Source organism: Actinokineospora auranticolor, from assembly GCF_041897805.1.
GTDB lineage: Bacteria > Actinomycetota > Actinomycetes > Mycobacteriales > Pseudonocardiaceae > Actinokineospora > Actinokineospora auranticolor.
Window position 1 is genome coordinate 4,274,841 of the sequence record NZ_CP154825.1, and the last position, 12,110, is coordinate 4,286,950.

At 67.2% G+C, this 12,110-nt stretch carries 5 protein-coding genes; 1 reads left to right on the plus strand and 4 read right to left on the minus strand.

All coding sequences use genetic code 11. From position 1 onward, the window contains the following. Positions 1–91: 91 nt before the first annotated feature. Positions 92–229: a hypothetical protein gene (locus tag V5P93_RS18835; protein ID WP_181043614.1), complete on the minus strand. Its 138-nt coding sequence runs from the start codon at positions 227–229 to the stop codon at positions 92–94. Between the two features lie 173 nt (positions 230–402). On the opposite strand from V5P93_RS18835, the gene V5P93_RS18840 reads away from it, so the two are divergent. Continuing rightward, the gene (locus tag V5P93_RS18840) at positions 403–1,299 is read left to right on the plus strand and encodes a PAC2 family protein (RefSeq protein ID WP_104480545.1); all 897 of its coding nucleotides are present in this window, start codon (positions 403–405) and stop codon (positions 1,297–1,299) included. Positions 1,300–1,963: 664 nt separating this feature from the next. On the opposite strand, the gene V5P93_RS18845 is transcribed toward V5P93_RS18840, so the two are convergent. From V5P93_RS18845 to V5P93_RS18855, 3 genes are read right to left on the minus strand one after another with little or no spacing between them, the layout of a single operon-like run. Further along, positions 1,964–2,659, minus strand: a complete 696-nt coding sequence (locus V5P93_RS18845) for a pentapeptide repeat-containing protein (protein WP_146108121.1) — start codon at positions 2,657–2,659, stop codon at positions 1,964–1,966. A 14-nt stretch (positions 2,660–2,673) separates the two neighbouring features. Beyond that, entirely contained in the window at positions 2,674–8,844 is a 6,171-nt protein-coding gene (locus V5P93_RS18850) for an RHS repeat-associated core domain-containing protein (RefSeq protein ID WP_146108122.1), read from the minus strand. Positions 8,845–8,896: 52 nt separating this feature from the next. Then, complete coding sequence (locus V5P93_RS18855; protein ID WP_374065042.1) at positions 8,897–11,731, minus strand: FG-GAP-like repeat-containing protein; 2,835 nt, start codon at positions 11,729–11,731, stop codon at positions 8,897–8,899. Between the last annotated feature and the right edge of the window lie 379 nt (positions 11,732–12,110).

Here is a 12,110-nt window from a genome sequence, read left to right on the forward strand (position 1 = left end):
AGCCAGCCCCACACCACGTTCCCAGTCAACCCGCGGGCGGGCGCCCACACTTACCACTGATCGCCGTCCCCCTCCGACGCACGCCAAGGGATCAGCTGACTTTCTCCAACGCCTGCGAACCGTTCGGGGACCCATCGGCGATGAACAGGTCCGGCACCGTGCCGCCGGGGCCCAGCCGCCCCTCCCCGGACACGGTCACCTCGATGGGGTCCAGCGCCCACCCCGGCACCACCTGACTCCCGGGCTCCCGCGCCCACCGCCCGGTGACCGAGGCGAGACCGAGGCGAGGAGGTGCGCGTCACGCCGCCGGGGACGCACGGTCGTGAAACCTCGGCCGACGGGGAATTGCGCGGCCGTCCGGGGCGTTGAGCAGGACAAAGTCCTGATCGTGGGAGGTATGTGGTGGCGCTGGACCCGGACGACCTGGTCGAGATCGACTCGGATGTCCCCGACCTGGCCGGGGTCGTGCTGCTGCACCACGTCGACGGCTTCATGGACGCGGGCTCCGCCGGGGCGACGGTGGCCGCCCACCTGCTGGAGACCCACGAGCACCGGGTCGTGGCCCGCTTCGACGTCGACGACCTCATCGACTACCGCGCCCGCCGCCCCGCGATGACCTACGACACCGACCGCTGGGTCGACTACGCCGCCCCCGAACTGGTCGTCCACCTCCTGCACGACGCGCTAGGCACGCCGTTCCTGCTGTTGGCCGGGCCCGAGCCGGACCGGGGTTGGGAGGCCGTCGCCGCGGCCGTGCGCGGACTCGTCGAGCGGTGGGGGGTGCGGCTGACCATCGGTTTCCACGGCATCCCGATGGGTGTGCCGCACACCAGGGAGCTGACGGTCATCTCGCACGCCACCCGGCCCGAGCTGGTCACCGACAAGTCCCCGTTCAGCCGGGTGCAGGTGCCGGGTCACCTGTCGGCGCTGCTGGAGTACCGCCTCGGACAGGCCGGCCACGACGCAATGGGCCTCGCCGCGTACGTACCGCACTACCTCGCCCAGAGCACCTACCCGGCCGCCGCCCTCAAGCTCCTCGACGCCCTGACCTCCGCCGCGGGCCTGGTCACCACGACCGACCCCCTGCGCGAAGCCGCCGCCCGCGCCAACGCCGAGATCGCCAGGCAAATCGCCGACTCCGACGAGATCACCGAACTGGTCCACGGCCTCGAACAACAGTACGACGCCTTCACCAGCAGCCCCGAAACCCTGCTCACCGACACCGAACAAGTCCCCAGCGCCGACGAACTGGGCGCCGCATTCGAACGCTTCCTGTCCGAACAACCCCGCGACAACTGAGCCGCCGCCGGTCGTGGCCCGGACTTCGACGCAGGCGAGGAACCAACCGAGACCGATCGACTTCCAGATCAGTCGGCTGGTGCAGCGGGCCTCGACCAAGCATCGGTAGGCGGCGTGCGCGTCTCCCGGGACGTCCTTTGATTCGGTGCCGGAGGACGCGAGTGTTCTGCAGCGGGCCGATGTGCATCGGGACGCTCTCGTCACCCCGGCGATGGCGTAAGCGCCTTCGCTATGCCGGTTCCTTGCCGACAACGGTGGTCAGGCGAACCCGGTGTTCCTGCGGACCGCGGCGATGAAGCCGGCCACCGGCGAGGCGGCCCGGGAGCGGGACCACCACGTGCAATGGCCGCTCGACCGTCGGTCCGCCTGTCGAGGCGGCCAGGCCAGGAATACCGCACGAAAGCCTTCCGGTTTCGAAGCAGAGGCGGCGTGCCGGAACCCCGGTTCGGCTGTGGCTTCGTTCCGGTCACCCGCCTGGGAACGACACCCGGGTGGTCGCGGCTGGCCGGTCGAGGTCACTGTGGTGCGCATGGCAGCGGTAGCTCGGTCCTCCGGGGACGAACACCTCACCGAAGGCGGTGGTTGCCTTGCCCGAGCGGTCCCAGCGGACGGACTTCCCCTGACGTGCGCCTCGAACTCGGGACAGCGCTCCACCGACGCCAGATCACCGGCCGCCGCTGAGGCCCGCGAGATCCACGAGTGTCCTGTATACGTCCAGACCGTCGTAGCTTCGCTGATCCCAGGTCGCGGCCGTGAACAATACGTGCCGCTGTCCGTTCCGCACGCGCGGGAGGAGCACTTCCAGATACGACACGACGACGTCTTTGATACGAGAGGGCGGCCACGCCTCAGCGAGAACCAGCATTTTCGGGATCGTGACATCACTATCCTCCACCATATGCGCACCAGTCGCGGGCAATCGCTGGTCAAGCAGGTCGATGCCGCCACGGAAAGCGACTCCGACCAAGGTGGCAGCGCTGAAGTCGTTACGTTCGAAACGGTTTCGACCGCCACGCCGGGCCGCGGTGAAGTTTACCTCGCTAATCCGCCCGGTAAATACACAGTCGACAAACTCGACCGACTCGCAAAGCCATTTCGACAACTTTGCGTCCCGGAAAGCGCAACGCTCGAACCGCGCCACGCCGGGCGACGGGGCACTGATGTGCGCCCCGTCGAACGTGCAGTCAACGTACTCGGTGACCTCGGTCCCCGACCCGAAGCATGCTCGACGGATCCTGCTCTTGTCGAACGCGCAGCGGTCGAACCGTGCCGACATCGCGTCGAAGTAGTCCAGTTCGAGCCCCACGAAGGACTCGTCGACGTGAACGCCTTCCAACTCCAAACGCCGCACTGACGACACGGTCCGACTCCTGTTCACCGTTGTGAGGCCATCATGTTCAGATTGTAGGCCACGTAGGCGGTGTCCTTATACGCACCACCCCTCTGGTAATGGGCCGTGACCTGCCCACGAGTGGTCAACTCGACGTGCGTGTTGTTCTGCTTGTCGAAGTAGTCCGGTCCACGAGACGCGTTGTACTCGAACCGTTTCGGGAAGAGTCTCGCCAAAATCTTTTCGGTGGCCCGGTGCACCGCTGTGCCCGCGAACATCCGGGTAAGCATCGGCTTCTCCCTCATGACCCTGATCTCGGCTTCCGACAGGTTTTCCTCGATCAGGGTCTCCATCGTGTTCTCCGTGAGCACCTGCTCCGTAGCCGAGCGCACGATGTCAGCGGACTCGAACTTCTTCGTGCCGACACCGATCGGAGCGGCGACAAAGACCGTGGCCGAGGCGATCTCGATCCCGATGTCGACGCAGTTCTCCTTGTAGGACTTGCACAGCTCCGAGTGCAGTTCCTCCCGCATCGCCTCCTGGATATGGGAGGGCGCACCGTTGTCGTAGTCCAGAAGTTCGTCATAGGACCTGCCGTCGGCTACCCGCTGCGCCACCTCGGCCTTGACGCGCTCCATGTCCTTCGCCCACGGGCGCGGTTTGGGCTTCGGGATCAAGGCTCGTTGGGTCGCGCGGTTCACCGCTGCCTGCCAACGGTCCCGCTGCGCGGGTTTCAGGTATGCCTTCGCCGCGGCGGCGGTGATCGGGCTCAAGCCGTTGGCTTCGTAGAGCACGTTGTCATAGCCGTAACGATCAGACGCGCATCCGCAGTCGGAGAAATCGCCACCGGGGTCGCTCAACGTAACGGGATTGCCGTTGCCGTAGGCATACCCGTTCATCTGCTGTGGATCGGTGACGTCCAGAACCGGGTCCACCGAGATGAACCGGCCGACCGCCGGGTCGTACTCACGCGCGCCGAGGTGGACCAGACCCGTACTGGCGTCGGTGGTGCCGTTCACGAACGAGCGTTCGCCGGGCCACACGCCGGGCGCGGCCCCACGACTGCCACCGAACGGGAGATACCGCTTGCGCTGGACATCCAGGGTGACCGCGTCGATCGCGAAGTGGCTCGTGCCGTGGTGGTCGGCGGAGAACCACGTGACACCGGCGGCGGTCCTCGCGCCGATGACACGATCGGCGAACGTGTAGTAGCGAGTCCCCGTGACAGTGCCCGCGGCTCGGTTGCACCGCAGCTCCGTGTCACCGAGGTACAGAGTCGTGTGGGTCGGGTCACGACGCAGCAGTCGCTCCCCCTCGGCGGTGTAGAGGAAGGTCGTGGTCTGCCCACCCGCGGTGTCCGAGGCGAGCGAGCCTTCGGCGTCCCAGGTCAGCGTGTGTCCCGGTTGGCCTGCCACATTCCTCGTGAGGGTGTCACCAGCGTCGTTGTAGGTGAACGCGTCGGTGGTCGTCGGCACACCGGGCTTGGTCGTGGTGACCCGGCTGAGACTGGTCGGCCTCGGCTGACCGGTCGCCGGATACGTGTATGTCCTGGTCGTGTCGCCGGCCGCGGCATGTTGCGTTTCGCCGGTCCTCTTACCGATCGCGTCGTAGGCGTAGGACTGCCAGTACGGAGCCGGACCACCGAGCCCGCCGACGGTCGGGTTGGTCGCGCAGTTGTCCGTCGAGGGAGTCCAAGCCTCGGTGATCCGCTGCTGGCTGTCGTGGCGGAAGCACTGGATGTCCGACGCGAGCCCGATCGGCAGGTCCGCGATCCGCTTGACGTTGCCCGCCTCGTCGTAGGAGAAGTAGAGATTTCCCTGGTTCAGCCCGGTCGCCTGGCGGTCGAGGCGCAACTGCGACAACCGCCGCGTTCCGCGCTCGTAGTAGAAGGTCTGGGTAACCTTCTTGCCTGTCGCCGCGGTCGAGGTGACCAGCTGGCCGAGTTCACCGACGTCGGTGTAGGTGGTCTGTTTGACGTAGCTGCTCGCTCCGGTGAGGGTGTCGGGCAGTCCCAGGGCGTTGTAGCCGATCGCGACGGTCTCACCGGGAAGTCCGCCGACCGCGGGGTAAGCGAGGCTTTCCAGACTTCCGTTGGGGCGGTACGCCGCAGTGGTCGAGTACGAGCCCGCAAGTGCACCTTCCGCCGCGGGGATGGTGACCGTGGTGCCGGTCGACCTGCCGCCGGTGTCGTAGCCGTTGATTGTCGTCGTATAGGCGTTCTGGTTGTCGAAGCGCGTACTCGACGCGGCCATGCCGATGCCGTTTGCCGCAGTGTCATATGTCCACGCCGCGCGCTTCGTGCCGATCAGCGAACCGTCGTAGACGGCCTTCTTCCTGGAAAGCTTGTCGTACTCGTAGGCGAGGGTGACGTTGCGCGCGTCCGTCGAACTGCTCAGGCGGCCGGCGTCGTCGAAGGTGTAATTAGTCGCCCCCTTCGCTGGGTCCTCTTCCCGGGTCTTGAAGCCCCGCAGGTCGTAGTAGTTTCGCCACACGCTGCCTGCGGGGTCGGTGACCGTGGCCAGTTCCGCCGCATGGGTGTAGGTGTAGGTCGTACTCTGGTACGTCCCCGTCGGAGCAGAGCCGAGGTAGTGCCGCAGCTCCGTGGTCTTGCCCCTGGCGTCGGTGATCGTCGTAGTGGGGGTGGCACCCACGGGCGGGTCCACGTGCACACGGTCGCCGCCGTAGGTCGACGTGGTCCGCCACTTCTCGGCGCCCATCTCTCGGAGGATCTCGGCTGTCTTTCGGCCGACCCCGTCGAACTCGGTCACCGTCTGGTTGGGGACATCGTTGTCATTGACCGGCGTGACCAGGGTGTAGTCCGGAGGAGCGCTGTTGTAGAACGGCCCATTGCTCTTGAAGGCCGAACCACGTGCGTCGTAGTGGACCTCACTGATGACTCGACCACCGGCGACACCAGGCGACGGCGCCTGAGTCTGGCGAGGCCTCAGGAGACCGTCGTAGAAGGCGTAGGTGTAGGTGTAGGTGCTGCCATCGACCCGTAGGGACTTGGTGGCGACGTAGTTGGCCGCACCGGTCTGCAGCACGTATTGGTACTCGATGCTGGCACTCAAGGTGATCGGCCTACCCGGCAACCACACCTTGGACAAACGACCGAGGGCGTCGTACTGCACATCGGTTCGACGCGCATTCGCGTCACTGACCGATACAGGGGTCCCCCAGGCGGGCTCGACACCGGTGGTGATGGCGTGGCCGAGCGGGTTGGTGATCACCGTCTGCGTCACCGGCCCGCCCGTGGCCGGGGTGAACGCCATGGTGCTGCGCTCGCCCGCCGCGTCCCATGACTCGACCGCACGGCCGTATTGGTCATGGGTCGCACGGTCGCTGACCACATAGGCGGGCGCGGATCCACCCCACGACTTCGCGACCTCTGTCTTCGTGATGTTCCCCTTTGTAGGGGGCGTGCCGTGCACGGTCGCACCGTCGTAGTAGGTACGCTTGTCGGAGACCAGGTCCGCGGGATACGAGGCGGTGCCGGTGCAGGCGACACCCAAGATCTCCTGGCGACTCGGGTAGGCGAGCAGCCACGCTGTGGAATTGACCGCGTAGGTCGTCTTCGTGCACAGGTCGTCGGTCGATGTGGCGACGTCCCCGAGGTCGGACACGGTCAGCGGCTGCCCGCTGGTCTCGTCAACGGTGGTGTCGACGCGGGTGTTGCGCCAGCCGCCCGCGTCGAGGGCAGTCCTGGTTCGGACACTGGTGTTGGTGACCAGATGTGCCGTCGTGGTGCCCCAAGGACGGACATTCGTGGCCTTGGCCGGGGAGATCCACGGATCGACCACCGTCGCGGAGATCACGGTGTTGTCGGTAGCCGACCTGTAGGTCACGGTCTCGCGGGTTGAGGCCGCGAGCACGTTCTTGTCCTCGATGGTGCCGCCCGCGCCGTCGGCGACCCAGATGTCGCGGCGCGTGCCGTTGGCGAGTTTGTCATCGTCCATCCCGCGCAGGTAGGTGGTGACCGTGCGGGTCTTGGTGACGGTGGAGTCACCGACGATGACGCCGACCTGGCCGTAGCCGCGCCACTGGGACCACGTTTTGCGCGAGGCGGGGACGAGGCCGTCCTCGTCGTCGTAGTGCCAGGCGGGGGTGTTGATGTACTCGTAGCTGGTGAGGACCGGGCGGCCGCCGGAGGTGTTGTCGGACTCGGTGACGCTGGTAACGACGTATTTGTGGAACCAGTCCAGCAGCTGGGGTTGGCCGTCGGGGGTCCAGTAAGTCGGGAAGCAGCGTTTGGTGTTGGAGTCCGGTGAGGTGGGCATGGCGCCGTTGCGGTTGCACTCGCGGTCGGAGTAGGTCACGGCGATCTGGCCGCCGGTCTCGTTGGCGATGGACGAGATGCGGTAGCGCACCAGCGGCGGCAGGGTGTCGATGCCGTCGACGCGGTTGCTGAGCGGGACCTCGTTGAAGTTGACCTCGGGCACGGTCGCGGTGCCGCCGACCAGGCCGGTGTGCTTGATCGACTCCAGCCACAGGGCCGCGCTGGTGCTGTCGCCCGGGTCGAGGTAGCGGTGGTCAAGCGTCCAGGAGTCGACGTCGCGGTAGGCGGTGCCGCCCCAGACCTGGGTGGTGATCTTGTTCAGCCGTTTCTGGGTCCAGAAGGTGGGTGAGACCTTGCCCGCGCAGGTGCCGCTCGCGCAGTTCTGGTCCCAGGGCACGTCCGGCCAGTTCGACGGCGTCGAGGACGTGCATGTGGCGCCCGCGGTGACGCAGCGGTCGGCGGCGGTGAACTGCACGCGCATCGGGGCCTGGGCGGTGGTGACCGCGTTGTTGGTGCCGTAGTCGATGCGGTCGAGCCAGCCACCGCGGTGGTAAGTGGCGCCGGCGGAGGCGAGGTTGCGGCCGTAGAGGTTGGACTCGGTCTGGTAGGTGTAAACGGTGGTATTGCCGTTGGGATCTACCACGTAGTCGAGGTTCCAGCGGTAAGCCTGCTGGCACCACGAGGTCGCGAACGACCCGGTGACGTAGCAGTCCTCACCGGAGTTGTTGCCGAACACCGGCACCGTCCACACCGAATTCGACGTCGCACGGGTGCCGAAGTGGTACTGGGTACCGTCGACGGTGGTGATGCGCCAGGATTCGCCGTTGTTGTCGCCGTTGCCGGAGGTGGTGGTCTTCTCCACGCGCGAGCCGTCGTCGTTCTTGAGCTTCCACACGCCGTCGGCGTCGTTGCGGATCAGCTCGCTGGCCTTGCCGCCCAACGTGACGTACGCGTTCTCGGTGCCCCAGCACAGGTCACCGGTCTTGGTCTGGCCGTTGTTGCCGCCGAGGTCATCGGCGCAGGCCTTGTACCGGCGTTCCACATGGCCGCCGACGGACAGCTCGAAGCCCTCACCGACCCACGACGGCTGGTTGTTGGTCGAAGCGGTGCGACCGTCCACGCTGCCCGACGAGTACGCCAGCGACACCTGCGGCGCGGCGCCACCCAGCGTCGGAGGTACCCGCATCGGGTACGACCAGGTGAACTCGCCCGAGGAGCCGCCCGCGTTCCAGGTGGACGACGGAGCGAGCGCGCTGGCGCCGAAGTCGCCACCACCGCCGGAGGGGCCGGCTACGAGAGCGTACATGCGGCCATCGGCGACGCCGTCCGTGGCGATCGTCCCGGCCTTGGTGTCGTTGGTCGAGGCGACCTCCGTCGGCGCGCACTCCTGCTTGTCCGGAGTGGACAGAGCGCACTCGGGCAGGCGCGCGAGCCGTAGCCGCGACGCCCAGTCACCGCCGAAAGCCGAGCGGAACCGGCCGTAGTCGACCGACACCCGCACGCCCGGCTTGGTCTGACCGCCATCCACCCGGAAAGCCAATGAGCCGGGCGACTTCGTCTCCACGGAGCGAACCCGAACCTTGCCCGGTGCGGCAAGGCCCGCCTTGGCCGCCTGTGGCCTGCTCACCGAGAGCGGCGATTGGGCCGCCTTGACCAAGCCGGTAGTGGCGCCGAGGTCGACCTCGGTATCAACCCCATTGGGCCATGCCACCGCCGGTGTGGCGCCCAAGGCGTGCTTGGGGGCGGGGTCGGTTTTGATCGGGGCGTCGGCCAGGCGCACCGGTACCGAGAGTTCCCGCTGCGGGGCGGGGAGCGCGATCTCGCGGTCTCGCTCCGGCGCGGCGGCGGCGACCGATTCCGGCATCGCACCCGCGGCCAGGGCGGCGATCGCCGCGACCGCCGTCAGGCGTAGAGACAGTTTCCATTGAGCTGCGGGCATGGCTGATCTCCCCGAGTGCCGGATGTGGCCGTGCGGACGGAAGCGGTGTGGGTCAGAAGTACCGGGTGCGGGTGGAGTCGAGTCCGTTGTCGCCGCTGTTCCACTTCTCCAGCGGTGCTCCGTACGCCGATCCGGTGGAGTAGTTCAACCACAGCGCGGTGCGCCGGTTGGCGTACTGGTAGGCGAAGCCGATGTCGCCGTCCCCGTCGCCGTCGACGTCACCCGCGAACGGCGTCATGTTCGTCCACTCGGCGTTGCCCGGCGGATTGTTCCACCAGACGGTGGGAGCCAGCGCTCCGGTCGCGGTCGACTTGAACGTGAACACGCTGAAGGTGGCGTTGTAGTAGTTGTAGAACGCCACGAGGTCGTCCTTGCCGTCACCGTTGGCGTCGGTGACCACGTACTTGCCCCGGCCCATACTCCAGTTGTTGACACCGCTGTCCCAGGCCATGACGCCGCCGCCGAACGCGGTCCCGGTCGAGTACTGGTACCACAACCTGGTCTGCGCGTTGCCGTAGTCGTAGGTGCAGCCGACGTCGTCCTTGCCGTCACCGTTGAAGTCGCCGGAGATCACCGACAGGTTGGCCCACTCCGCCGAGCCCGGCGGGGTGTTCCACCACGTGGTGGGTGCCTGCGCTCCGGTCGCGGTGCTGAGGAGGGTGAAGATGGAGAAGGTGGCGTTGAAGTAGTTGTAGAACGCGATGACATCGTCCTTGCCGTCGCCGTTGACATCGCCGATGGTGGCCTTGACCCGGTTGAGGTCCCATCCGTTGGGACCGCTGTCCCAGGCCGGAGCCGAGGGCGCGGTGTAGCCGAGACCGTTGCCGTAGAACACCCACAACGTCACCCGGTAGCCGCCGTCGTCACGCAGTACCAGCAGGTCGCTACGGCCGTCGCCGTTCGCATCGCCCTCCAGGACCTTGGTTCGGTCGGGCAGGAACGCCGTGTTCGGGCCGCTGTACCAACTCTGCGTCATCGGGTAGAGGCCGGTGCCGGAGGAGGTGAAGCTCAGGAAGTCGGACTCGTCGCTGTCGAGCTGGCGCATCGCGGCCACGTCGGCCAGACCGTCACCGTTGACGTCGTGCTTGACGTGCGAGGTCGACGCGGGCTCGTCGGGGTAGAACGGATACGCCCGGTAGGTGTCGGACCTGTTGCCCGCCTTGTCGATGCTGTAGACGTACAGCGTCAACAACGTGCTCGACGGCGCGACCACCGGCACCGTCGCTGGGCGTCCGGTCCCGGGGCCTGCGGCAACGAAGTACGTCGTGTTCTCCGTTAGCCCATAGCGGTAGCCGTAGACGTCCGGGTCTGCCGAGGTGAAGGTGAACTCGCCCCGCGACCCGGCCGCGATGCCCAGGTCGTTCTCGGGGAACGACGACGAACTCACCCCCGGAACCGCGGTGGGTCTGGTGGTGTCGTAGCCGAACTCGCAGTACCCGCTCCACGGGCCGGACACCCGGCTGTCCGCCCCGCGGACGCGCCACTTGTACGCGACTCCGTCCGCCAAGCTCGAGGTCGGGATCACTGCGGAGAACCGGGTTCCCGAGGCCAGAGCCGGCGTCGTGTAACCGCCCACCGCGGTGCCGTCGAGCTTGGCCCACTCGAACTGCAACTGCACGTTCGCGCTGTCGGGATCGGTGCCCGTGGCGAACAACGTGGGCGAGGTGTTCGTGACCGGCCGGTTGACGCCCGAGGCGCACGGCAGGTTGATGTCGGCGTAGAGCGCCGAGGGCGTGTCCGGGGTCGAGTTGTACTCGATCACCAGCTTCGGGTCGGAGCTGAACTTCTTCCACGACTGCGTGTCGTTGGCGTTTTCGCGGTCCACCGGTGCCTGCAGCGACAGCACGGTGTTCGCGTAGTTGTTCGCCGCCGCCTCCACGACCGCGGACTTCGCGTCGAACTCCACGATCCCCGGGGCGCAATCCCCGGTCCCACCGGACTTCTTCGCCGCGGTCACCGAGGTGATGTAGCGCCGCCACGGCTGGTTGTTCCACGTCGTGCCCGGGCCGATGTCGCCACCGGCCCACAACTGCGTCTCGGTCTTCGCGCACGACCAGCTGTGGTACATGTTCGCGCGGAAGGTCGCGCTGATGATGTCCTTGCCGTTGACCGCGCTCGTTCCCATCCGGAAGTACGCCCGCTGCGTCGTGCCGTCGGTCGACTCGTAGCCCGAGTTCGTTCCCACCTCACGCCCGGACGACCAGTACGACTGGTTGGGGAACTTCCTGTTCACATACGTCCACGCCCACGTGTCCGCGGTGAACCACGGGTCGATCGACACCGGGTACACCGTGTCCGGCGCCGAGAGCAGCTCCGCGTCCGGCACGACCGCGAGCTCGGCGCGGTCGAGCCGCACCGGCATCGCCGCTTCCTTGCGCGAGGGCCCGTCCTCCTGCGAGACCTGAGCCCTCCGAGCTGCGGGCTGGGCGTCGCTCGAGTCCCACATCACCGGTGTACCGGCCGCGAACACGACCGCACCCGAGTCGTCCACAGCCGACACCGCGCCCGAGCCGCCCTCCTGGCGCAGTCGCAGACCGGAAACGCTGTAGCGGTACCGAAGCTCCGCCAACTCCGGGTTCGCCGCCGCTTCACGGTCCTTCACCACGACCAGCAACCGCGCACCGCCGGCCTCCGCGCGCAGCTGCAGGTCCACGCCCTTCAACACCTCGGGATAGGTCGCCGTGTCACCGGAGAGCACCGGCGCCGGGAGCACACCCGGCCACGACAGGGCCATCCGCTTGCCGTTGCGACTGAACGCCATCAACGGCGATGAGCCACCGGGCGAAAAGCTCACGTCGACCGCGGTAGCGCCCGCGACGACCCGACCACCGTCGAGCCGCAGAGACGTGTCGATGTCGACCCACGCCCCGTTCTTCCTGGTCCGCACTGGCTTCCCGGTCTGCTCGAGTGTCAACGACCCCGAGGGGTTGACGAATACCTGCGCCGACTCCGAACGCTGGTCGAGAACCTCGACCCGCCGACCCGACACCCGCGCGGCCACCCGCGCGGCCGATTCCGTCGCAGCCTCGGTGACCGCTACCACCGGTTGCGAAGATCGCTGCGCGGCGGCGGGAACTACCGGCAGCACGACCACCGCGGTGCTGAGTGCGCACGCGAGCACGCCAAGTCGTCCGAACACGGATACCCCATCCATTCACCACGCGCGCTCCCCAGAAGCGCGACCCCAGTCGACGCACACGGGACTATGCAGCCTGGAGAGATCGACAACAAGAGGCAATCAACCCCACGGGCTCAACAAAACACCT

Coding starts and splice junctions, on each gene's coding strand:
- V5P93_RS18850 (WP_146108122.1), bottom strand. CDS start 8,844: ATGCCCGCAGCTCAATGGAAACTGTCTCTACGCCTGACGGCGGTCGCG.